Origin of the sequence: Streptomyces sp. NPDC089799, from assembly GCF_040684755.1 — a bacterium.
In the GTDB taxonomy this organism is placed as follows: domain Bacteria; phylum Actinomycetota; class Actinomycetes; order Streptomycetales; family Streptomycetaceae; genus Streptomyces.
In genome coordinates, this window is the sequence record NZ_JBFBGR010000012.1 from 87,611 (window position 1) to 108,059 (window position 20,449).

At 74.8% G+C, this 20,449-nt stretch carries 21 protein-coding genes; 8 read left to right on the top strand and 13 right to left on the bottom strand.

Annotated features, from left to right (window positions below; translation table 11 throughout):
• The first annotated feature begins 334 nt into the window (after positions 1-334).
• From AB0O36_RS15825 to AB0O36_RS15855, 7 genes are all read left to right on the top strand, one after another.
• On the top strand, positions 335-1,321 hold the full coding sequence (locus tag AB0O36_RS15825) for an ADP-ribosylglycohydrolase family protein (protein WP_365109759.1): 987 nt from the start codon (positions 335-337) through the stop codon (positions 1,319-1,321).
• Between the two features lie 113 nt (positions 1,322-1,434).
• Positions 1,435-2,934, top strand: a complete 1,500-nt coding sequence (locus tag AB0O36_RS15830) for an ADP-ribosylglycohydrolase family protein (protein WP_365109763.1) — start codon at positions 1,435-1,437, stop codon at positions 2,932-2,934.
• Entirely contained in the window at positions 2,931-4,097 is a 1,167-nt protein-coding gene (locus AB0O36_RS15835) for an ADP-ribosylglycohydrolase family protein (RefSeq protein WP_365109771.1), read from the top strand. Before AB0O36_RS15830 ends, AB0O36_RS15835 begins: the two co-directional genes overlap by 4 nt.
• Before the next feature lie 161 nt (positions 4,098-4,258).
• Positions 4,259-5,632, top strand: coding sequence for an ADP-ribosylglycohydrolase family protein (locus AB0O36_RS15840; RefSeq protein WP_365110128.1), 1,374 nt, complete (start codon positions 4,259-4,261; stop codon positions 5,630-5,632).
• Positions 5,629-6,630, top strand: coding sequence for a ribokinase (gene rbsK, locus AB0O36_RS15845; protein ID WP_365109774.1), 1,002 nt, complete (start codon positions 5,629-5,631; stop codon positions 6,628-6,630). Before AB0O36_RS15840 ends, rbsK begins: the two co-directional genes overlap by 4 nt.
• Positions 6,627-7,871, top strand: a complete 1,245-nt coding sequence (locus AB0O36_RS15850; RefSeq protein WP_365109777.1) for a CoA transferase — start codon at positions 6,627-6,629, stop codon at positions 7,869-7,871. The genes rbsK and AB0O36_RS15850 overlap by 4 nt, the downstream gene beginning before the upstream one ends.
• A complete protein-coding gene (locus AB0O36_RS15855; RefSeq protein ID WP_365109780.1) occupies positions 7,868-8,740 on the top strand; it encodes a CoA ester lyase in 873 nt (290 codons plus the stop codon). Before AB0O36_RS15850 ends, AB0O36_RS15855 begins: the two co-directional genes overlap by 4 nt.
• Here the strand turns inward: AB0O36_RS15855 and AB0O36_RS15860 are convergent.
• The 13 genes from AB0O36_RS15860 to hisI all read right to left on the bottom strand — a co-directional run bounded on the left by AB0O36_RS15860 (position 8,667) and on the right by hisI (position 19,578).
• Positions 8,667-9,410 carry a hypothetical protein gene (locus AB0O36_RS15860; protein WP_365109783.1) on the bottom strand — a complete coding sequence of 248 codons (744 nt, stop codon included), beginning with the start codon at positions 9,408-9,410 and terminating at the stop codon, positions 8,667-8,669. The genes AB0O36_RS15855 and AB0O36_RS15860 overlap by 74 nt on opposite strands.
• 1 nt (position 9,411) lies before the next feature.
• A complete protein-coding gene (locus AB0O36_RS15865) occupies positions 9,412-10,140 on the bottom strand; it encodes a TetR/AcrR family transcriptional regulator (protein WP_365109785.1) in 729 nt (242 codons plus the stop codon).
• A 172-nt stretch (positions 10,141-10,312) separates the two neighbouring features.
• On the bottom strand, positions 10,313-11,413 hold the full coding sequence (lgt, locus tag AB0O36_RS15870; protein WP_365109788.1) for a prolipoprotein diacylglyceryl transferase: 1,101 nt from the start codon (positions 11,411-11,413) through the stop codon (positions 10,313-10,315).
• A gap of 138 nt (positions 11,414-11,551) precedes the next feature.
• Positions 11,552-12,346 (bottom strand): thioredoxin domain-containing protein, encoded by a 795-nt coding sequence (locus tag AB0O36_RS15875; RefSeq protein ID WP_365109790.1) that lies wholly within the window; start codon positions 12,344-12,346, stop codon positions 11,552-11,554.
• A gap of 107 nt (positions 12,347-12,453) precedes the next feature.
• Positions 12,454-13,269 carry a tryptophan synthase subunit alpha gene (trpA, locus tag AB0O36_RS15880; protein WP_365109793.1) on the bottom strand — a complete coding sequence of 272 codons (816 nt, stop codon included), beginning with the start codon at positions 13,267-13,269 and terminating at the stop codon, positions 12,454-12,456.
• Positions 13,266-14,516: a tryptophan synthase subunit beta gene (gene trpB / locus AB0O36_RS15885; RefSeq protein WP_365109796.1), complete on the bottom strand. Its 1,251-nt coding sequence runs from the start codon at positions 14,514-14,516 to the stop codon at positions 13,266-13,268. Before trpB ends, trpA begins: the two co-directional genes overlap by 4 nt.
• Before the next feature lie 270 nt (positions 14,517-14,786).
• Positions 14,787-15,041, bottom strand: a complete 255-nt coding sequence (locus tag AB0O36_RS15890) for a tryptophan synthase subunit(beta) (RefSeq protein ID WP_365109799.1) — start codon at positions 15,039-15,041, stop codon at positions 14,787-14,789.
• A 9-nt stretch (positions 15,042-15,050) separates the two neighbouring features.
• A complete protein-coding gene (gene trpC / locus AB0O36_RS15895) occupies positions 15,051-15,860 on the bottom strand; it encodes an indole-3-glycerol phosphate synthase TrpC (RefSeq protein WP_365109801.1) in 810 nt (269 codons plus the stop codon).
• A gap of 158 nt (positions 15,861-16,018) precedes the next feature.
• Positions 16,019-16,438 carry a DUF2752 domain-containing protein gene (locus AB0O36_RS15900; protein WP_365109804.1) on the bottom strand — a complete coding sequence of 140 codons (420 nt, stop codon included), beginning with the start codon at positions 16,436-16,438 and terminating at the stop codon, positions 16,019-16,021.
• A 117-nt stretch (positions 16,439-16,555) separates the two neighbouring features.
• Complete coding sequence (locus AB0O36_RS15905) at positions 16,556-16,795, bottom strand: HGxxPAAW family protein (protein WP_365109807.1); 240 nt, start codon at positions 16,793-16,795, stop codon at positions 16,556-16,558.
• Positions 16,796-16,997: 202 nt separating this feature from the next.
• Complete coding sequence (locus AB0O36_RS15910; RefSeq protein WP_365109809.1) at positions 16,998-17,687, bottom strand: TIGR02234 family membrane protein; 690 nt, start codon at positions 17,685-17,687, stop codon at positions 16,998-17,000.
• Positions 17,688-17,704: 17 nt separating this feature from the next.
• Positions 17,705-19,189 carry an anthranilate synthase component I gene (locus AB0O36_RS15915; protein WP_365109812.1) on the bottom strand — a complete coding sequence of 495 codons (1,485 nt, stop codon included), beginning with the start codon at positions 19,187-19,189 and terminating at the stop codon, positions 17,705-17,707.
• 11 nt (positions 19,190-19,200) lie between these two features.
• Positions 19,201-19,578, bottom strand: a complete 378-nt coding sequence (hisI, locus tag AB0O36_RS15920) for a phosphoribosyl-AMP cyclohydrolase (protein WP_365109815.1) — start codon at positions 19,576-19,578, stop codon at positions 19,201-19,203.
• 83 nt (positions 19,579-19,661) lie between these two features.
• Here hisI and AB0O36_RS15925 point away from each other — a divergent pair, with 83 nt between their 5' ends.
• A complete protein-coding gene (locus AB0O36_RS15925; RefSeq protein WP_365109818.1) occupies positions 19,662-20,294 on the top strand; it encodes a TIGR03085 family metal-binding protein in 633 nt (210 codons plus the stop codon).
• The last annotated feature ends 155 nt before the right edge of the window (positions 20,295-20,449 follow it).

Sequence of the window (20,449 nt, forward strand, 5' to 3'; positions counted from 1 at the left end):
ACCGGGCACCCTGCGTGCGGGTGCGCGGAGGCGCAGGCACCCGGACGCTCGGACGTGCGGACACACTGACGTGCGGACACACGGACATACGGGCATACCGCGCGAAAGCGCACGGCCCCGGTGCGGGCCGTACGGCCCCCCTGAACACCTCGAAACTACGCACGATTTCCGCCGGCCGCCAGCAAGGAAGGCCGTACTTACCTGCGGTTTTGCGCGTCGGCGACCGGGTGACGAGCGGCTTCGAGGGGTGTTTCGCGACAACCGACAAACGACATGCCATGGCACAAATCCCCCAAGGGCTCATGATGGGTCCAACACGTCGGAGAGGCGCGCCATGGAGCTGATTGCATGCGATCCGCAGGTCCTTCTGGAACGGGCCAGGGGCGCGCTTCTGGGCCTCGCGGTCGGTGATGCGCTGGGGGCGCCCGCGGAGAACATGAAGCCTTCCGAGATCCGGGCGCGCTGGGGCCGGATCGAGGGGTTCGTGACGGAGGACCCGGCGGGCACGGACGACACCGAGTACGCCATCTTCTCGGGCCTGTTGCTGGCCCGGCACGGCAGCGCGCTGACCGTCACGCACGTCGAACGCGCCTGGCACCACTGGATCGCCGACCTCGACGAGGGCCCGTTCCGGGGCGCGGGCTTCAGCGAGCGCGGCACCCTGGAGAACCTCCGGCGCGGTCTCGCCGCCCCCATCTCCGCCCAGCACCGGCACGCGTGGTCGGACGGACTGGCCATGCGGGCCGCCCCCTTCGGGGTCTTCGCGGCAGGCCGGCCCGCCGAGGCGGCACGGCTGGTGGCGATCGACGGCACGGTCAGCCACGACGGCGAAGGCATTTACGGCGGCCAGGCCGTGGCAGCGGGGGTGGCCGCCGCGATGGCGGGCGGCTCGCCCGCCTCGGTGGTCTCGGCGGCCCTGTCGGTCATCCCCTCCGACTCGTGGACGGCCCGCTCCCTGCGCCGCGCGGTGACGGCCGCCCCGCGCGGCGAACGGGCGGTGCGCTCGGCGGTGGTCATCGGCGGCTACCCGTGGACGGACCTGGCACCGGAGGCCGTCGGCCTGGCCTTCGGCGCGTTCGCCGCGTCCGGCGGCGACTTCCGCGCGTCCGTCCTGACGGCGGTCAACATGGGCCGCGACGCGGACACCACGGCGGCGGTGGCCGGCGCCCTGGCGGGCGCCGTGTCCGGCAGCACCGCCATCCCCGCCGACTGGGCCGCGGCCATCGGCCCGGTCCGCGGCAGCTGCCTCCCGGCCATGCGCGGCTACCACGTCCTGGACGTCGCGGACCTCCTGACCCCGGAAAGCGAGCCGCGCGCATGACCCCGGCCCACACCCCCGCACACCCCGTTCCCGTGGCCGCGCCGACGTCGTCAACGGCGGCTGCCGGGGCGCGGGCGGACAGCGAAGCGGATCCGGGCACGACGCAGGGCACGATGCACGGCACTGCTCAGGGGACGGCCCAGGCCACGACGCACGGCACGGCCCAGGCCACGACGCAAGGCACGGCTCGCGGCACGGCGCAAGGCACAGTGCACGGCACGGCCCAGGCCGCGACCCAGGGCCCGGTCCACGGCACGGCCCAGGCCACGACACACGGCAGGGCGCACGGCACGGCGCAGGCCCCGGCTCAGGGCACGGCGCAGGCCGCGACGCAGGCCGGGACGCCCGGGACGGCGCCTGGCACGGCGCACGGCACGGCCCCCGCCGCGGACGGGCCGCGGCGGATCGAGGGCCTGCTCCTCGGGCTCGCGGCCGGGGACGCGGCCGGCTGGCCCGCCGCCCGCCACCGCGCGATCCGCATGCCCGAATGGACCCGCCGGCTCACCCGCGAGCTCGACACCTTCGCCGAGCAGAACGCCACCACCACCCTGCCCGTCCCCATCGCCCTCAACCAGCCCCCCGAACCGCTCCGCCTCGGCCCGTCCGACGACGCGGAGTGGGCGGCCTTCGCCGCCGAGTCCGTGCTCACCGCCGCCGGAGTCCTGCTCAGCGACCTCAGCCGGTCCCGCCGGATGCGCGCCGCCATCGACCTGGCCTGGAACGCGCTGGCCTCCGAAGTCGCCGCGGCCGCGGACCGCGCCCCCGAGGTCGAGTCGGCGGTCCTGCCGCTGCGCGCCCGGATCTCCGTACGGGCCGGCCTCGGCAACCTCGCCGCCGGCCTGCGCCCGCCCGCCACCGGGCACGACAACCCGCACTACTTCGACGACGCCGCCTGCGTGCGCGCCGCCGTGCTGGCCGTCGTCCACCCCGGCGACCCCGCCGCGGCGGCGGACCTCGCCGAGTTCGACGCCCGCTACACCCAGGACGGCGACGGCGTCCACGGGGCCCGCGCCATGGCCGCCGCCGTCGCCGCCGCGCTCGGCGGGGCCGACGTCGACACCGCCGTGGACGAGGCCCTCGGGCAGCTGCCCGCTCCCACCGAGATCGGCCGCAACGCCCGGCACGCGGTGAGACTGGCCCGCGCCGCCACCGAGGGCGCCTTCGGTCTCGTGCCCACCCTGGAGCACGAGATCGTCGACCACGTCTACAGCTACGGGATCGCCGCCGCCGAGACCGTGCCCGTCGCCCTCGCCCTGGCGACCGCCGCCCGCGGCCGGGCCGCCGAGGCCGTGCCCGCCGCCGCCTGTCTGTCCCGGGTGGCGGACTCCGCGCCCGCCCTCGCCGGGGCGCTGACCGGCGCGCTCGGCGGCGGCGCCGCCATCCCGGCCGCCTGGCGCGAGGCGTGCCGGACCCTGTCCGGCTGTGCGCTGCCGCGGCTGGCCGGCACCGACCTGGTGGAGCTGGCCGCACTGCTCGCCCGTACGGCACTGACCTCGCCCAAGACACCGCCGCCCCCGGCGGCCGCACCCGCACCCGCAGTGGCACCCGTACCGACCGCGGCACCCGCACCGCTCACCACGGCACCCGAGGGACGAGGAGTCCTGCACCCATGACCCTGACGCCCACTCTGGAGGACAAGGCGACCGGCTGCCTGGTCGGGGCCGCCGTCGGCGACGCGCTCGGCGGCCCGGTGGAGGGCTGGCCCCCGGACCGGATCGTGGAGCGGCACGGCGGCCGGGTGCACGGCATCGTCGGCCCCTGGTACGAGGACTGGCGTACGGCCCGCCCCATCGCCCCGTACCACAAGGGCGACGGGCACGTCACCGACGACACCCTGATGACCCACGCCCTGGTCCGCGTCTACCAGGCCGTACGGGACCACCTGGACGCGTACGCGATCGCCGAGCACCTGGTCCCGGACCTGATGGGCACGCCCCGCTGGATCCCGGAGCTGGAGGCCGAGGCGCTCCCCCTGCAGCGGGTCTTCCTGGCCGAGAAGTGGATCGTGGCCCGGCTCCACTACGGGCACGCCGACCCGCGCGAGGCCGGCACGGGCAACATCGTCAACTGCGGCGCGGCGATGTACATGGCGCCGGTCGGGATCGTCAACGCGGGCAACCCGCGCGGGGCGTACGAGGAGGCGATCGAGATCGCGGGCGCCCACCAGTCCTCGTACGGGCGGGAGGCGGCCGGGGTGTTCGCCGCGGCGGTGGCGGCGGCGTGCGCGCCGGGCGCGACGGCGGAATCGGTGGTGGAGGACGCGCTGGCACTGGCGAAGGACGGTACGCGGGAGGCGATCTCGGCGGTGCGCGCGGCGGCGGAACGTCAGGTCGCCGCCGGGCAGCGGGACTTCGAGGCGGCGCTCGCTCCGCTGCGGGCGGCGGTGGAACCGTACGACTCCGTCGGGCCGGACTACCGGAAGCCCTCGCTCGGTGCGCGGCGGCCCTCGCGGCTGCACTCGATCGAGGAGCTGCCGGTGGCGCTGGGCATGCTGCTGGTCGCGGGCGGGGACTACACGACGGCGGTGCTGGGGTCGGTGAACTACGGGCGGGACTGCGACTCGATCGCGACGATGGCGGGGGCGCTGGCGGGCGCGCTGGGCGGAGAGTCCGCGGTCCCGGCGGGCTGGGTGAAACAGGTCGCCGAGGCCAGCCGGCTCGACCTGCACGGTCCGGCGGCGGCGGTCGCGGAGGTCGCGCGCGAGGTCTTCGCCCGGGACGGGGCGCGGCGGCGCCGCCACGAAGCCGCGTTCACGGCCCTGACGGAGCCCCGGTGACCCGGCAGGACCCTGCCGGGCCCTGGCCCGGGCCTGCCCCCGCCACTCCGGCCGCGGCCACGGTTCCGGCCCTGGCCACGGCTTCGGCCCCGACTGCCGCCGCCCGCGCCCGGGGTCCCGCCCCTTCCCCGCTTCCGCCGGGGGCGGTACGGCTCACCTGGGTGCAGCCGGAGGACCTGGTCGGCCATGAGCTGCGCCAGGCGGCGGAGGACGGCCGGGACGCCGGGGCGCAGCTGCGGGCCTGGCTGGCGGCGGGCGGCCGCCTCCCGCCGGAACGGGCCGGCGCCTCACCGGACCCGGCCCCGCCACACCTCCGCGCCCTCGCGGAACACCTCCTGGACGAACTGGCCGCCCTCCCGTTCCCTGCGGGGCCCTCCCGGCACCGTCCCGCCGACGGGACCGGCACGGCCGGCACGGCCGGCGTCGAGCACGCGCGCAGCAGCCGCGAGGCGTTCGTCGCGCGGGTCGAGGCCGCGTGGCTGGGGCGGGCCGTGGGGTGTCTGCTCGGGAAGCCCGTGGAGAAGCTGCCCCTGGAGGGGATCCGGGCACTGGCTGCCGCTGCCGGCAACTGGCCGCTCGACGACTGGTTCACCGCCCGCGGCGTCCCGCCGGCGCTGCTCGCCGCGCACCCCTGGAACCGGCGTTCCGCCGCCACCTCCCTCGCCGAGAACATCGACGGGATGCCCGAGGACGACGACCTCGAGTACCCGCTGCTCAACCTCCTCCTGCTGCAGCGCCACGGCAGGGACTTCGGCACCGCCGACGTCGGCCGGCTGTGGCTCGACGTGCTGCCCGCCGGCCGGACCTTCACCGCCGAGCGCATCGCCTACCGCAATCTGCTCCTCGGCCTGGAACCCCCGCTCACCGCCACCCACCGCAACCCGTTCCGCGAGTGGATCGGCGCCCTGATCCGCGCCGACCTGCACGGCTGGACCAACCCCGGCGACCCGGCCCGCGCGGCCGCCCAGGCGGCCCGCGACGCGGCGCTCAGCCACACCGGCAACGGCCTCCACGCCGCCCGCTTCGCCGCCGCGACCATCGCCGCGGCGGCCTCCGGCACGGCCGACGTACACGCCTCGCTCCGGGCCGGCCTGGCCGTCGTACCGGCCGGCTCCCGGCTGGCCGAGGCCGTCCGCCACGGGATCGGGGCCGCCGAGCGCCGCGCGGGCCTGGACTTCGACCCGGTCGTGGACGAGCTGCACCGCCGCTACGGCCACTATCACTGGGTGCACTCCGTCCCGAACGCCGCGCTGATCGCCGCCGCCCTCACCCACGCCGACGGGGACTTCACCCGCTCCGTGTGCGCGGCGGTGTCCGGCGGCTGGGACACCGATTCCAACGGGGCCACCGCCGGGAGCGTCGCCGGGCTGCTGGCCGGTGCGCCGGACCGGCTGCCGGACCGGTGGACGGCGCCCCTGAAGAACCGCCTGGCCAGCACCGTCCCCGGCTTCGACGGCATCGGCTTCGACGCCCTGGCACGGCTCACCGCGTCCCTCGCGGGACCAGTCAACCCACAGGAGGAAGCCCTCTCATGACGGGCAGCATCGTGGTGCTCGGCAGCACCAACATGGACCTCGTCGCCTACGTCGCCAAGGCCCCGCGCCTCGGGGAGACCGTGACCGGCCGGGAGTTCCGTACCGTCCCCGGCGGCAAGGGCGCCAACCAGGCCGTCGCCGCGGCCCGCGCCGGCGGTTCGGTGGCGATGATCGGGGCGGTCGGCGCCGACGCCTTCGGCGTACGGCTGCGGTCGGCGCTGTCCGAGGCCGGGGTGGACACCGACGCCCTGCGCACCGTCGAGGGCGCCAGCGGCACCGCGCACATCACGGTCGACGACGAGGGCGGCAACGCGATCGTGGTGATCCCCGGCGCCAACGGCCGCGTCACCGGCCTGGAGGCGGGCGACGAGGCGCGGATCGCGGCGGCCGGCTCCCTGCTGCTGCAGCTGGAGGTGCCGCTGTCGGCGGTCACCGCGGCCGCGCGGGCCGCGCGGGCGCACGGCGTACGGACCGTGCTGACGCCGGCTCCCGCACGGCCGCTGCCGCCCGAACTGCTGTCGGCCGTCGACCTGCTGCTGCCCAACGAGCACGAGGCGGCCGCCCTGACCGGGCTGACCGACCCCGGGCAGGCGGCGCAGGCACTGCTGCACGACGTGCCGGAGGTCGTGATCACGCTCGGTGCGGCGGGGGTGCTGTACGCGGCGCGCGGCCGGGAGCCGCTCTCCGTGCCCGCGCCGCGGGTCCGGGCCGTGGACACGACGGCGGCGGGCGACACCTTCGCCGGTGCGCTCGCCGTGGCCCTGGGCGAGGGCCGGCCGGTGCCCGAGGCACTGGCCTGGGCCTCGGCCGCGGCTGCCCTGTCCGTGCAGCGGCCGGGCGCCCAGGACTCGATGCCGTCCCGGCCCGAGATCGACGCCGCGGCGGACCGGTCCGCGGCCGGGTCGGTGGCACGGTCGGCGAACCGGTCAGCGGACCAGTCGGCGGACCGGTCCGCGGCAGCTGACGGCACCCCGTCCGGACAGGGGCGGACCTCATGAGCGAGACCCGGTCCCCGGCCGCCGGGGGAACCCCCGGCCCGGAGGCGCCCCCCTCCCCCGGCCCGCTCGACGGGCTCCGCGTCCTCGATCTGGCCACCCTCTTCGCCGGGCCGCTCGCGGCCACCCTGCTCGGGGACTTCGGCGCCGAGGTGATCAAGGTCGAGCATCCGCGGCGGCCCGATCCGTCCCGCGGCCACGGCCCCTCCAAGGACGGGGTGGGCCTGTGGTGGAAGCTGCTCGGGCGGAACAAGCGGACCATCACCCTCGACCTCTCCACCCCCGGCGGCCGGGACACCCTGCTCGGGCTGGCCGCGACAGCCGACGTGGTCATCGAGAACTTCCGGCCCGGCACCCTGGAGAAGTGGGGGCTGGGATGGGCGGAGCTGAGCGCCGCCAACCCCCGGCTGGTGCTGGCCCGGGTGACCGGCTTCGGCCAGACCGGCCCGTACGCCCGCCGCCCCGGCTTCGGCACGCTCGCCGAGGCGATGAGCGGCTTCGCGGCGATCACCGGGGAGCCGGACGGCCCGCCCACCCTGCCGCCGTTCGGCCTCGCGGACTCGATCGCCGCACTGACCGCCGCGTACGCCGTGATGACGGCCCTGGCCGGCCGGGACCGCACCGGCCGCGGCCAGGTCGTGGACCTGGCGATCATCGAGCCGATCCTGACGGTGCTCGGCCCGCACCCGCTCTGGTACGACCAGCTCGGCTACGTCCAGCCGCGCACCGGCAACCGGTCCACCAACAACGCGCCCCGCAACACCTACCGCAGCGCCGACGGCCGCTGGCTGGCCGTGTCCACCTCGGCCCAGTCGGTCGCGGAGCGGGTGGTGCACCTGGTGGGCCGGCCGGAGCTGGCCGCCGAGCCGTGGTTCGCGACGGGCTCGGGACGGGCCGCGCACGCCGCGCTGCTCGACGAGGCCGTCGGCGGGTGGATCGCCCGGCACAAGGCGGACGAGGTCGTGTCCGCGTTCGAGGAGGCGGAGGCCGCGGTGGCGCCGGTGTACGACGTCCGGGACGTGATGGCCGACCCGCAGTACGCGGCCCTGGACACGGTCACCGAGGTCGACGACCCGGAACTGGGACCGCTGCGCATGCAGAACGTCCTGTTCCGGCTGTCGGAGACGCCCGGCGGCATCCGCTGGGCGGGCCGCCCGCACGGCGCCGACACCGACGCGGTGCTCGCCGGACTCGGCCTGTCCGAAGGGGACCTGGCCCGGCTCCGCGAGGAGGGAGCACTGTGATCCTGACCTGGCTGTACGTCCCCGGGGACCGCCCGGAGGTGGTGGCGAAGGCGCTCGCCTCCGGAGCGGACGCGGTGATCGTGGACCTGGAGGACGCGGTGCCGGCCTCGCGCAAGGAGTACGCGCGGGCGGCGACGGCGGAGCTGCTGACCGTCCGGCCGCCGGTGCCGGTCCACGTCCGGGTCAACGCCCTGGCCTCGCCCTGGGCGGGCGCGGACCTCGCCGCCCTCGCGGGGCTGCACGGCCTGGCCGGCCTGCGGCTGCCGAAGGTGACCGCGCCCGAGCAGGTCTCCCGGGTCGCGGAACGCACGGGCGGGGTGGCCCTGTACGCCTTGCTGGAGTCCGCGCTGGGGGTGGAGCGGGCGTACGAGATCGCCCGCGCGCACCCGGCCCTGCGCGGGCTGTCGCTCGGCGAGGCGGACCTCCGTGCGGACCTGTGCCTGTCGGGGCCGCTGGCCGACGCCGGCCTGGACTGGCCGCGCTCCCGGGTCGTGGTCGCGGCCCGGGCGGCGGGCCTGGCGCCGCCCGCGCAGTCGGTCTTCCCGGACATCCGCGACCTGGAGGCCCTGGCCGTGTCCTGCGCCCGGGGCCGTGCGCTGGGGTTCCTGGGCCGGGCGGCGATCCACCCGCGCCAGCTGCCGGTGATCGAACGGGCCTACCTGCCGACCGCCGAGGAGGTCACGGCGGCCCGTGAGGTGGTCCTGGCCGCGGCGGCCGCCCCGGGCGCGCTGGCCCTGGCGGACGGCCGCTTCGTCGACCCGGCGGTGGTGGCCGCGGCGAAACGGACGCTCGCCCTCACCCAGCGCGAGTCCCCGGCCGCGCGCTGCGGCCCGGCGACCCCGGCGACCCCGGCGACCCCGGCGACCTGAGGAGTACGACACCGGCGGCGAAGGCCCAGTACACGACCAGTGCGGCGGTCAGGGCGCTGTTGCCCCAGCCGACCGCACTGTAGAAGCGGGCGGCGTCGGTGCCGAAGTACAGGGAGGGCAGGAAGGCCAGGTTGGCGGCGGCGACGGCGTACGCGGCCAGCCCCGTCCAGCGCGGCAGGACGCCGCTGCGCAGGATCGCGTATCCGGCGGCGGCCAGCAGCAGGGCGGTGAGCAGCCGGGCGGCAGAGCCGTGCAGCAGCATCGCACCGTGCGCGAGGGGCCCGTCGACGGTGGGGTCGAGGGTCCCGTCCGGGTGCTCCAGGACCACGCCGGCCTCCAGGGAGGCGGCGACCAGGGTGACGGTGACGTAGGCGGTCCCGGCTCCGAGGACGAGCCCGCCCAGGTAGTCGAACCCGGGCGCGGCAGTACGGATCAGGTACCGCAGCCCGGCCGTGAAGACGAGCAGGGCGGCGCAGGTGAGCAGGTTGAGGAGGATCCGGGTGAGCACGTTCCCGGCGGGCGGCGGACCGTCGTACACGAAGTACAGCGGCACCGCGACGAGCGCGAGCAGCCCGGCGGCGACGCCCGCTGCGCCGGTGATCCGGCGTAAGAGCGCGTCGTGGGCGGCGCTCCCGTGGACGGCGGTCCCGGGGATGTCGTACAAGGCCATGTCAGCTCTCCGTATCTCGTGCGTCTCGTGCGTCTTGTGCGTCTCGTTCGATGCCGTCGAGGAGGCGGGCCAGGCCGAGCCGGAGGATCGGGGCGACGTCGCCGTCCTCCTCCTCGTCGAGCCCCGGGCCCCCGATGAGCGAGGTCAGGACGGGGAAGCGGGACGGGTCCAGCCGCTCGGCGAGTACCTGTCCGTACGCCGCGGCCCCCTCCGGGTCCAGTTCGGTTGCCACCCGCGCGAGGTCGCGTACGGCGCCCGAGAGGAAGGTGGCGACCGGGACCAGCTCGGCCGGGTCGAGCCCGGACCGGGAGAGCGGGGCGAGCAGCGCCTCGAACCAGGCGAGCTCGCCCGGGCCGACGGGCGCGCCGGTGGTGGGGGCGCGCAGCAGCCACGGATGCCGCAGGTAGAGGTGCCAGAGGGCGTCGGCCCAGCCCTCGACGTCCCGCCGCCAGTGCGCGTCGCCGACGGCGGGCGGTGGGGATCCGGTCGCGGCGTCGACCATCGCCGCGAGCAGCTGTTCCTTGCCCCCGACGTGCCGGTACAGGGCCATGGCGGTGCACCCGAGCTCCCGGCCGACGCGCTGCATGGACAGCGCGTCGAGGCCCTCCGCGTCGGCGACGCGGATCCCGGCGAGCACGATCCCCCGCGCACTGAGCCGCGGCCCGGCGACCGCGTCCGCCTCCGCGGCGACCCGCCACAACAGTTCGGCGATCTCCCTGGGGTCGGGCATGGGCACTCCCGCCTCTCCGGCTCGTCCCGCACGTTTATGTCCTATATTCAATTTACGCCATAAACTCACTCCGAGTCCAGAGCCGGACGCGAGCGAGGCACGGGGGCGCTGAACGGCGCGGACATGCCGAAGGGGGGTGCCGCGTCGGCGGCACCCCCCTTCGGGACGCTTGTCAGACCTTCTTCGCCTCTGCGGCGGGCCCGTCGGCCTCACCGGCCTCGACCTTGGCCTCCGCCTTGGCCTCGACCTTGGCCTCCACCGAGCCGTCGGCCCCGGCCGGGGCCGTATCGGCCGGCCGCGCCTTGATGAGCCCGTCCCCGGTCGGCTTCGGCTTCTCCGCCGCTTCCGCCTTCACCGGCCCGGCGCCCTTCCTGGCGGCGCTCGCCGCCTTCGCCGCGGCCACCACGGCCTTGATGTCCTCCCCGTCCGCGTCCGCCGGTGCGGCGTCCGCATCGGCGTCCGTGTCCGGCTCGACCACCAGCTCACGGCCCGGCCGGAACTTCGCCGACAGCACGAAGTAGACCACCGCGAGGATGAACACCGCGATCGCGGTCCAGACGTTCAGCCGCAGGCCCAGGATGTGGTGGGCGTCGTCGACCCGCAGGTACTCGGTCCAGACGCGGCCGGCACAGTACGCCGCCACGTAGAGGGCGAAGGCCCGGCCGTGGCCCAGCCGGAAGCGGCGGTCCGCCCAGATGACCAGCAGTGCCACGCCGACGCACCACAGGGACTCGTAGAGGAAGGTCGGGTGGTAGGTGCCCGCGACCCGGTTCGGGCCCTCGCTGATCTCCAGCGCCCAGGGCACGTCGGTCGCCCGGCCGTACAGCTCCTGGTTGAACCAGTTGCCCCAGCGGCCCAGCGCCTGGGCCAGCGCGATGCCGGGGGCGAGGGCGTCGGCCCAGGCGGGCAGCGGGATCCCGCGGCGGCGGCAGCCGATCCACGCACCGACCGCGCCCAGGGCGATGGCGCCCCAGATGCCGAGGCCGCCCTCCCAGATCTTGAAGGCGTTGACCCAGTCGCGGCCCTCGCCGAAGTAGAGCTGGTAGTCGGTGATCACGTGGTACAGCCGGCCGCCGACCAGGCCGAACGGCACGGCCCAGACGGCGATGTCGGCCACCGTGCCCGGCTTGCCGCCGCGCGCGATCCAGCGCTTGTTGCCGAGCCAGACGGCGACGAAGACGCCGATGATGATGCAGAACGCGTAGCCGCGCAGCGGGATCGGTCCGAGATGGATCACGCCGGTCGACGGGCTGGGGATGTAAGCAAGGTCCATGGCAGGTCCGACGCTACCTTGCCGGACGGTACGGACCGCAACCCGCCCGGCAAGCCGAAACCAAACCGTCGCACGGAGCGGACCCTTCTCCGCCCCGTGCCGCCGGGCGCCCGCCCGGCCGGTCCCGTTCCGTCCGGATCAGCCCTTGGCGGCCTGTTCCACGGCGGCCTTGAGCTTCTGCGGGGTCATCGGGTTGGCCTGGTCGGCGAAGATGTCCTTGCCGTTCAGCAGGACGGTCGGGGTGCCCCGGAAGTTCCCGGCGCGGAATGCCTCGTAGGACTTCGCCACCCAGCTGTTGTGGGTGCCCTTCTCCACGCAGGCCCGGAACTCGGGCGTGTCCAGCCCCGGCACCTTCGCGGCGAGCGCCAGCAGCTTCTCGTTCTTGCCGTAGGCGTCGTCCGTCTCCGGCGGCTGGTTCATGAAGAGCACGTCGTGGTACTCGGAGAACTTGCCCGCGTCCTGGGCGCAGGCCGCCGCGTTGGCCGCCTTCAGCGAGCCACTGCCGCCCATGTTGCCGTCGATCAGGGTGACCAGGTGGTACTCGGCCTTGAGCTGCCCCTTCTTCTCCAGCTCGTGGACGGCCGCCCGGTAGGCGTTCTCGAAGGACTTGCAGGCCGGGCAGCGGAAGTCCTCCCACACGGTGAGGGTGGACTTGGCCGAGTCCTGGCCGGTCTGGATGGCGAGCGCGTCCTTGCCGACGGCTCCGGAGGGTGCGGCGACGGGACCCGCCCCGGCGCCGCCGTCGTCCTTGCCCGCGTTGGCCGCGATCACGCCGACGACGGCCGCCAGGGCCAGTACGCCGACCACCGAGGCGGCCACCAGGATGGTCCGCCGGCGCTTCTCCCGGCCCTTGTCCCGTTCCCGCTCCGCTTGGAGTCGCTCCCGGGCCGATCGTTTCGCATCGCGGTTCGCACCGTCGTTCTTCTCGCTCACGTCCCGGCAAACGAAGCGGGGAGGCACCCCAGTGCCTCCCCGCGTCCGGTTCCACCCGATCGGGCTACAGAACCACGTCCGTGCCCGGTCGTGTGAACACGCGTGCGTCAGCCGCGGCGGACTCCGTCCGCCAGCTCGCCCGCCAGGGCGCGCACGGCGGCCAGGCCGGCCGGCAGGTCCGGCGCGTCCAGCAGCAGCTTCACGAAGGCCGAGCCGACGATCACACCGTCGGCGAACGCGGCGACCTCCTTGGCCTGGACGGCGTTGGAGACGCCGAGGCCCACGCAGACCGGCAGCTCGGTGGTGCGGCGGGTGCGCTCGACCAGCTCCTGGGCCTGGTTCCCGACGGACTCGCGGGTGCCGGTGACGCCCATCAGCGAGGCCGCGTAGACGAAACCGCTGCCGGCCGCCGTGATGGTGGCCAGGCGCTCGTCCTTGCTGGACGGGGCGACCACGAACACGGTCGCCAGACCGTGCTTCGCGGCGTGCTCGCGCCACAGCCCGGACTCCTGCACCGGCAGGTCGGGCAGGATGCAGCCGGCGCCGCCGGCCGCCGCGAGCTCCTCGGTGAACCGCTCGACGCCGTAGCGGTCGATCGGGTTCCAGTAGGTCATCACGAGGATCGGCGCACCGGTCGCCTCGTGGGCCTCGCGGACGGTCCGCAGCACGTCGGCGATCTTCACGCCGCCGCGCAGGGCGATGTCGTCGGCGGTCTGGATGATCGGGCCGTCCAGGACCGGGTCGCTGTGCGGGAGCCCGACCTCGACGATGTCGGCGCCGCCGGCGAGAGCGGCCTTGACGGCCTCGATGCCGCCGTCCACGGTCGGGAAGCCCGCCGGGAGGTAGGCGACCAGGGCGGCGCGGTCCTCGGCCTTGGCCTTGGCCAGGGTGTCGTTGAGCAGCTGGATGTTGCCTGTGGTCACTTCGACTCTCCCTCGGCCCCGTTGTCGTAGAGCCCGAAGTAGCGGGCCGCCGTGTCCATGTCCTTGTCGCCGCGGCCGGACAGGTTGACGATGATCAGACCGTCCTTGCCCAGCTCCTTGCCGAGGTCCAGGGCGCCGGCGAGGGCGTGCGAGGACTCGATGGCCGGGATGATGCCCTCGGTGCGGGAGAGCAGGCGCAGCGCCTGCATGGCGGCGTCGTCGGTGACCGCGCGGTACTCGCCGCGGCCGCTGTCCTTGAGGTAGGCGTGCTCCGGGCCGATGCCCGGGTAGTCCAGGCCGGCCGAGATCGAGTACGGCTCGGTGATCTGGCCCTCGTCGTCCTGGAGGACGTACGAGCGGGAGCCGTGCAGGATGCCCGGCTCGCCGGCGGTCAGGGTGGCCGCGTGCTCGCCGGTCTCGACGCCGTGGCCGGCCGGCTCCAGGCCGACGAGGCGGACCGAGGCGTCCGGAATGAAGGCGTGGAACAGGCCGATGGCGTTGGAGCCGCCGCCGACGCAGGCCGCGACGGCGTCGGGCAGGCGGCCGGCACGCTCCAGGATCTGGCGGCGGGCCTCCACGCCGATGACCCGGTGGAAGTCGCGGACCATGGCGGGGAAGGGGTGCGGGCCGGCGACCGTGCCGAAGAGGTAGTGGGTCTCGTCGACGTTGGCGACCCAGTCGCGGAACGCCTCGTTGATGGCGTCCTTGAGGGTGCGGGAGCCGGACTTCACCGCGATGACCTCGGCGCCCAGCATGCGCATGCGGGCCACGTTGAGGGCCTGGCGCTGGGTGTCGATCTCGCCCATGTAGATGGTGCAGTCGAGGCCGAACAGGGCGCAGGCGGTGGCGGTGGCCACGCCGTGCTGGCCGGCGCCGGTCTCGGCGATGACGCGGGTCTTGCCCATGCGCTTGGTGAGCAGCGCCTGGCCCAGCACGTTGTTGATCTTGTGCGAGCCGGTGTGGTTCAGGTCCTCGCGCTTGAGGAAGATCCGCGCGCCGCCGGCGTGCTCGGCGAAGCGGGGGACCTCGGTGAGGGCGCTGGGGCGGCCGGTGTAGTTCACGAGCAGGTCGTTGAGCTCGGCGGCGAAGGCCGGGTCGCCCTTGGCCTTCTCGTACTCGACGGCGACCTCGTCCACGGCGGCGACCAGCGCCTCCGGGATGAACTTGCCGCCGAAGTCGCCGAAATAGCCCTCGGCGTTGGGGACGTGACCCTCCGGGTCCGGGATGAAGAACTGCTCGCTGGACATGGCCAGAACTCCTACGGAAGCGACGGTTGGGAACAACGTAGTGCGCCGTCGGCCCAAACGGCCCGTACCGGGTGAAACCATCGCGGAGCGGATGTCACCGGGTACGGGTGCGGCAGGCATGGCGGGTACGCCGATGTGCCGGAATGGGCGGAGCAGCTTGCGGCCGGGCCGGTGGTCGGCCCCGGCGGCAAGTGGAGAGCGCCGCGGACGGTACGGGCACCGGGCGTGCGCGATGGGCATACGCCGGGCGGGTACCGAGCCGGGGCTGCGCTACGGCGCGCCTCCGGCGCGCCATCGCATGCCGTTGACCTGTCCCGGCTCGGAGCCGATCACGTACCGCACCCGGCGGCCGAGCACCCGCCGGGCCGGTGCCCGGCAGCCGCGGGGCTTGCGGCCCCGGGCCAGGCAGGCATGCGGATCACGGGCCTGCACCGCCGTCCCGGGCACGCCGCCGTGCGGCCCGGGGCGTACGTGGCCCTCGGGACGGCGGCGGATGCGCGGGCGGGCGGCGGGCTGTGACGTCATCGCGCTGGTTCAGCTCCGGCCGTGGCGCAGAGCGGGGTGGGCGCCGGCGGCGACCAGGTCGGCGACGGCCGCCTTCGGGTCGCGGCCGGTGACCAGGGACTCTCCGACGAGGACGGCGTCGGCGCCCTCGTTGGCGTACGCGATCAGGTCGTGCGGCCCGCGGATGCCGGACTCGGCGACCTTGACGATGTGCGCCGGGATCTCCGGGCCGACCCGCTCGAAGGTGGAGCGGTCGACCTTCAGGTCCTTCAGGTTGCGCGCGTTGACGCCGATGATGCGGGCGCCGGCGGCGACGGCCCGCTCGACCTCTTCCTCGTCGTGGACCTCGACCAGCGGGGTCAGGCCGATGGACTCGGCGCGCTCGATGAGGGAGACCAGGGCCTCCTGCTCCAGCGCCGCGACGATCAGCAGGGCCAGGTCGGCGCCGTAGGCGCGGGCCTCCCACAGCTGGTACGCCGTGACGATGAAGTCCTTGCGGAGGATCGGGATGTCCACGCGGGCGCGGACGGCCTCCAGGTCCGCCAGCGAGCCGCCGAAGCGGCGCTGCTCGGTGAGGACCGAGATGACCGCGGCACCGCCCGCCTCGTAGTCGGCGGCGAGTCCCGCCGGATCCGCGATCGCGGCCAGCGCGCCCTTGGACGGGCTGGAACGCTTGACCTCGCAGATCACCTTGACGCCGTCGCCGCGGAGGGCCGCGACGCCGTCCTTCGCGCGGGGCGCCTTGGCGGCACGCTCCTTGAGCTCGTCGAGGCTGACGCGCGCCTGCCGTTCGGCAAGGTCTTCGCGGACCCCTTCGATGATCTCGTCGAGCACACTCACGCGAGCGGCCCCCTTCCGGGTCGGATGGCTGGTTCAGGGTCGGTTCGACTGCCTCATGGTCAGCAATCAAATGGTATCCGCAGCTGCCGTCTCGCCCGGCATGCGGTTGATGCCATCCCACCACCCGGACATTCGGAATCCAAGGCGCACCTGACGGATCACGGTGCGAACCATGCGCCGATGGGCAGATTCCGGACAACGGCGAAGGTCAGAGCCAGGATACCGAGGGCCCACCATGCCTGCGATTTCAAGGAAATGCGCGGGGCCGGGGCGCCCTGACAGGCACGTTTCAGCCACACGGCCAAGTAGACCGCGAAGACCAGGTAGCCGGCCACGGCGAGGGCGTTCGCGCTGACCGCGGCTGTCAGGTCGGCGTGTGCGAAGGCGTGGGCGCTGCGGAGTCCGCCGCAGCCGGGACAGAGAATTCCGGTCAGCCGGAAGAGGGGGCAGACGGGGTAGTGGCCCGGCTCGTTCGGGTCGACGGCCCCGACGTAGGCGAAGGCGGCGACGGCGCCGACGGCGGCGGTTGCGGGCGCGGCGAGGCGCCTCAGGAGCGCGGGCGACTGAAGGGCGTCCATGGGGCGATTGTGCCCCGCGCGACGGTCCGCCGCCGGTGCGGGCAGGCGCGCCCGCCCCAGGTACGGCAAAGGGCGCAGCCCGGGAGGCTGCGCCCTGTTGCGGAAGCCGCGAAAAGCTCAGGCGGTCTTGGCCGCGATGACCTCGGCCAGGTCCTTGTGCTCCGGCTTCTTCGCGCCCATGCCGGCCGCACGCATCGCCATGCCGACGATGCCACCGATCACGACGATCACCATGCCGGCCCAGAAACCGAGCGGGTTGGCCAGCACCATGAAGGCGCCGGAGACGCAGAAACCGATGAAGGCGATGATGACACCGGTCCAGGCGGCCGGGGTGTGTCCGTGGCTGCTGCCCGCCATGAGTTGCTCCTCGTTGCTCTGTCCGAACGCGCTGTGTAGAACGCTCGGGAAACATTCTTCCGCACCGGGCGGGGCCGGGCCCCATCGGGTCCGGGTTCGCGGGCCTCGATTGACGCGCGGGAGCCGGCTCGATGGCCCGGTCCCTCAGGGCGGGACGGGGCGGGGGCCCGCGCGGTGCCCGCCGGGGCGGGCCGGGGCCGGTTCAGCCGGTCGGGTCCTCGCCGCGGTCCAGGGCCTTCCAGATGTCCTCGGGCCGGTCCGGGTCCGGCGCGGCGGACGCGCGGCGCGGCCGGGGCCGGGCGGTGCCCTCCCGCTCGTAGCGTCCGCCCATCGCGGGCCAGGTCCGTCCGTAGCGCAGGGCCAGCAGCCCCGCGAGGAGGATCAGCAGCCCGCCCGCGGCGGTGACGTACGGCCAGGCGGTGTGGGTGAGCCCGGCCACCCGCGCCGCGGTGTCCGCGGTGGTGCGGGCGGCCTCGGCGTCCAGGGCCGCCCGGTCCGAGGCACCGGCCAGCGCGGCCGCGGCGGCGCCCAGGCCGCTCAGCGCCAGCAGCGCGGCCACCACGAGCCGCCCCTTGCTCCGCACGGCGAACACGGCCACCAGGGCCGCGAGGCCGACGATGGCCAGGGCCGCCGGCACACCGGTGACCTCGCGCCCTTCGGCGCTCAGGGCCATCGAGGACTCCGCGATCGCGGCGGTGCCGCGGGCCCAGACCTGGCCCGAGGCCAGCAGCACGACGGTGGCGCCGAGGGCGCCGAGCAGCAGCGCGATCGCCACGCTGCGGCGGCCGGCGGCACGGCCGGCGCCGGAGGCACCGGCAGCCGCGTCGGGGGCACCGGCGTCGGAGGCGCCGGCATCGGAACGGGGTGGGGGTACGGCACTCACGTACCCCACTATCCCTTACGCCCCTCTCAGCCGTGGAGGCGGTTCGCCGCTCCCACGGCGCGGAGCACCGCGGCCGCCTTGTTGCGGCACTCGTTGTCCTCCGCCTCGGGCACCGAGTCGGCGACCACGCCCGCCCCGGCCTGCACGTACGCGGTGCCGTCGCGCAGCACCGCGGTGCGGATGGCGATCGCGGTGTCGGAGTCCCCGGCGAAGTCGAGGTAGCCGACGCAGCCGCCGTAGAGCCCGCGGCGGGTGGGCTCCAGCTCCTCGATGATCTGCATGGCGCGCGGCTTGGGCGCACCGGACAGGGTGCCGGCGGGGAAGCAGGCGGTCAGCACGTCGAAGGCGGTCCGGCCCTCGGCGACGCGGCCGGTGACGGTCGAGACGATGTGCATGACGTGGGAGTACCGCTCGATCGACATGAAGTCGACGACCTCGACGGAGCCCGGCTCGCAGACCCGGCCCAGGTCGTTGCGGGCCAGGTCGACCAGCATCAGGTGCTCGGCCCGCTCCTTGGGGTCCGCGAGCAGCTCCTCGGCGAGCTCGTGGTCGGCCTGCGGGGTGGCACCGCGGTGGCGGGTGCCGGCGATCGGGTGGACCATCGCCTGCCGGTCCTCGACCTTGACCAGCGCCTCCGGGCTGGAGCCGACCACGTCGAAGCCGTCGAACCGGAAGAGGTACATGTACGGCGAGGGGTTGGTGGCCCGCAGTACCCGGTACACGTCCAGGGCGCTCGCCGCGCAGGGGGTCTCGAACCGCTGCGAGGGCACCACCTGGAAGGCCTCGCCGGCCCGGATGCGCTCCTTGACGTCCTCGACGGCCTCCCGGTACTTGTCGCCGCCCCACAGGCCGGAGAACTCCGGCAGCTCGGAGGGCGGCAGCGGGGCGGGCGCGTAGGGCGCGGGCCGGGCGAGGTCGGCCTCCATGGCGTCGAGGCGGGCCACGGCGTCCGCGTAGGCCTCGTCGACCCCGGAGTCGAGGTCGTTGTGGTTGATGGCGTTGGCGATCAGCAGGACGGTGCCGTCCCAGTGGTCGAGGACCGCCAGGTCGGAGGTGAGCAGCATGGTCAGCTCGGGCAGCTGCAGGTCGTCGGTGCCGTGCTCGCCGATGCGCTCCAGGCGGCGGACGATGTCGTAACCGAGGTAGCCGACCATGCCGCCGGTGAACGGGGGCATCCCGTCGGCGAGGTCGCGCGGGGTGTGCAGGGTGGCGACGGTGCGGCGCAGCGCCTCCAGCGGGTCGCCGTCGGTGGGCACGCCCACGGGCGGGGTGCCGATCCAGTGCGCCTGCCCGTCGCGGACGGTCAGGGTGGCGTCGGACCGCACTCCGACGAACGAGTAGCGGGACCAAGAGCGTCCGTTCTCGGCGGACTCCAGGAGGAAGGTGCCCGGTCGTTCGGCGGCCAGCTTCCGGTAGAGGCCGACGGGGGTGTCACCGTCGGCCAGCAGGCGGCGGCTGACGGGAATGACACGGCGGTCGTCCGCGAGCTTGCGGAACGTCTCAAGATCCATGTTCTGGGACCTTACCTGTGCGAGAGCGGCAGGACGTCGGCGTCGAAGCAGGTGCGGGCGCCGGTGTGACAGGCGGCGCCGACCTGGTCGACCTTGACGAGGACGGTGTCGGCGTCGCAGTCGAGTGCCACCGACTTCACGTGCTGGAAGTGGCCGGAGGTGTCCCCCTTGACCCAGTACTCCTGGCGGCTGCGGGACCAGTAGGTGCAGCGGCCGGTGGTCAGGGTGCGGTGCAGTGCCTCGTCGTCCATCCAGCCGAGCATGAGCACCTCACCGGTGTCGTACTGCTGGGCGATGGCGGGCACCAGGCCGTCCGGGGACCGCTTGAGGCGGGCCGCGACGGCCGGGTCGAGGTTGCTCGGGCGGGGGGTGTTACTCATGCGTGCCATTGTGCCGCGCCCGTCGGCGGGGCCGGGCCGACCGTCCGCCTGATGGGCGGGCATGTGTCAGGTTCGCGCCGTAGTCTTGCCGCATGTCGACGCATGCGAAGCGCGAACGCCTGTTGCTGGCGGACCTGTTGGAAGCGGCGGGACCGGAGGCCCGCACCCTGTGCGAGGGCTGGGCCTGCCGCGATCTGGCGGCGCACGTGGTGGTGCGGGAGCGCCGGCCGGACGCGGCGGGGGGCCTGGTGCTGTCGGTGCTGAAGGAGCGGCTGGAGCGGGTCATGGCCGAGTACGCGGCCAAGCCGTACGAGGAGCTGATCCAGCTGATCCGCACCGGCCCGCCGAAGATGTCGCCGTACGCGCTGAAGCCGATCGACGAGGCGGCGAACGCGGTGGAGTTCTACGTCCACGCGGAGGACGTGCGCCGCGCGCAGCCGGACTGGTCGCCGCGCGAGCTGGACCCGGTGTTCTCGGACGTGCTGTGGAGCCGGCTGGAGAGGATGGCACGGCTGACCGGGCGCCGTTCCCCGGTCGGGCTGGTGCTGCGGCGGCCGGACGGCCGTACGGCGGTGGCCCGCAAGGGGGCTCCGGTGGTCACGGTGACCGGGGAGCCGGGCGAGCTGACCCTGTTCTGCTTCGGGCGGCAGGCGGCGGCGCAGATCGACCTGGAAGGCGAGAAGCCGGCCATCGCCGCACTGACGACGGCGAAGCTCGGCCTCTGACGGGCCGCGGCCGGGGCCGGCCACCGGGCCCCTGGCAACGCCGGCGAGGCCGGGTCCGCCAGGGTCGCAGGGAACTGCGCGACCGGCCGTGACGGCGCCGCGGCGCCGTCACGAACGTCCGGCCCCCGGACGGCCGCGGGGGTGTCCCGCCCGAC

Coding starts and splice junctions, on each gene's coding strand:
- AB0O36_RS15825 (WP_365109759.1), top strand. CDS start 335: ATGGAGCTGATTGCATGCGATCCGCAGGTCCTTCTGGAACGGGCCAGG.
- AB0O36_RS15830 (WP_365109763.1), top strand. CDS start 1,435: ATGCACGGCACTGCTCAGGGGACGGCCCAGGCCACGACGCACGGCACG.
- AB0O36_RS15835 (WP_365109771.1), top strand. CDS start 2,931: ATGACCCTGACGCCCACTCTGGAGGACAAGGCGACCGGCTGCCTGGTC.
- rbsK (WP_365109774.1), top strand. CDS start 5,629: ATGACGGGCAGCATCGTGGTGCTCGGCAGCACCAACATGGACCTCGTC.
- AB0O36_RS15850 (WP_365109777.1), top strand. CDS start 6,627: ATGAGCGAGACCCGGTCCCCGGCCGCCGGGGGAACCCCCGGCCCGGAG.
- AB0O36_RS15860 (WP_365109783.1), bottom strand. CDS start 9,410: ATGGCCTTGTACGACATCCCCGGGACCGCCGTCCACGGGAGCGCCGCC.
- AB0O36_RS15865 (WP_365109785.1), bottom strand. CDS start 10,140: ATGCCCGACCCCAGGGAGATCGCCGAACTGTTGTGGCGGGTCGCCGCG.
- lgt (WP_365109788.1), bottom strand. CDS start 11,413: ATGGACCTTGCTTACATCCCCAGCCCGTCGACCGGCGTGATCCATCTC.
- trpB (WP_365109796.1), bottom strand. CDS start 14,516: ATGTCCAGCGAGCAGTTCTTCATCCCGGACCCGGAGGGTCACGTCCCC.
- AB0O36_RS15890 (WP_365109799.1), bottom strand. CDS start 15,041: ATGACGTCACAGCCCGCCGCCCGCCCGCGCATCCGCCGCCGTCCCGAG.
- AB0O36_RS15900 (WP_365109804.1), bottom strand. CDS start 16,438: ATGGACGCCCTTCAGTCGCCCGCGCTCCTGAGGCGCCTCGCCGCGCCC.
- AB0O36_RS15905 (WP_365109807.1), bottom strand. CDS start 16,795: ATGGCGGGCAGCAGCCACGGACACACCCCGGCCGCCTGGACCGGTGTC.
- AB0O36_RS15915 (WP_365109812.1), bottom strand. CDS start 19,189: ATGGATCTTGAGACGTTCCGCAAGCTCGCGGACGACCGCCGTGTCATT.
- hisI (WP_365109815.1), bottom strand. CDS start 19,578: ATGGCACGCATGAGTAACACCCCCCGCCCGAGCAACCTCGACCCGGCC.
- AB0O36_RS15925 (WP_365109818.1), top strand. CDS start 19,662: ATGTCGACGCATGCGAAGCGCGAACGCCTGTTGCTGGCGGACCTGTTG.